This is a genomic window from Vibrio sp. Vb0667, from assembly GCF_033391095.1.
On record NZ_JAWPOL010000240.1, the window covers coordinates 1 to 1,247 of the forward strand.

A 1,247-nucleotide genomic window follows, 5' to 3' on the forward strand; every position below is an offset into this window, starting at 1 on the left:
AGCCACACCTGCACTGGAGACATTGCACAATGCCTTGTCAGGCAAGTATCACCATTTAACCCTGACCCAACGCGCAGGCTCTGCGGTTCCTACTACTAATAAAGTGCTCGACGTCAAAGGTCAGTATTTAGAAAGTGGTTTATCTGCCCCATTGATTGCGGAAATGCGCAAACACCTTAAAGCAGGCAATCAGGTGATGCTGTTTCTTAACCGTCGTGGTTTCTCCCCTGCTCTCATGTGTCATGAATGTGGTTGGATTGCCGAATGCAAACGTTGTGATGCTTATTACACCTTCCACCAATACAGCAATGAGATTCGCTGCCACCATTGTGGTTCACAGCAACCAGTGATTCATCAGTGTCAGGGCTGTGGTTCAACTCAACTGGTTACCGTTGGTGTCGGTACCGAACAGTTAGAACAACAATTGGCACAACTGTTCCCCGAATACAAAGCTATCCGTATCGACAGGGATAGCACGCGCCGCAAAGGTAGCTTAGAAGACGCGTTGGACTCCATCCGCAAGGGTGAATATCAAATTTTAATTGGCACTCAAATGCTAGCTAAGGGACACCATTTCCCCAATGTAACGCTCGTCGCCTTGCTAGATGTTGATGGCTCCCTATATAGTAGCGACTTTCGCGCCTCCGAAAGATTAGCGCAGCTATTCATTCAAGTAGCAGGGCGAGCCGGACGTGCAAGTAAGCCGGGGGAAGTGGTTTTACAGACTCACCATCCTGAGCACAGTTTGTTGCAAGCCTTATTGGAAAAGGACTACCGACACTTCGCTATGACGGCATTAGAGGAACGTAAACTGGCGCAGTTGCCGCCGTACAGTTTCCTTACTCTATTTAAAGCCGAAGCGAATCAGAGCGAGATCGTAGAAGATTTTCTGCGTCAAGTTCGCTTTACCTTAGAATCGCACCCTTTATTTGACGACACCTGCATGGTGCTTGGTCCAACACCATCGCCTCTCGCCAAACGCGCAGGCAAATACCGTTGGCAGCTGTTACTCCAAACCCAGCACCGTTCATTAATGCAAAAGTTATTAACCAGTGCCAAACCTGCTATTGAGTTGTTGCCTAATGCCAAAAAAGTTCGCTGGAATTTAGACATAGAACCACAAGATCTCAGCTAGCAAACGTTTAACTATGTAATGAATTACCTTTTAATGTGATGAGACTCACATCAAGATTGCAATTTTTGTTAAACAGACCGTAACTTTCCCGATAGAAATGAATAGACTATCC

The 1,247-nt window shown here is 46.6% G+C and carries 1 protein-coding gene; it reads left to right on the forward strand.

Annotated features, from left to right (window positions below; genetic code table 11):
* A partial coding sequence (gene priA / locus R8269_RS24935; RefSeq protein WP_318222872.1) for a primosomal protein N' occupies window positions 1–1,135 on the forward strand: 1,135 nt, incomplete at its 5' end.
* Window positions 1,136–1,247: the final 112 nt, after the last annotated feature.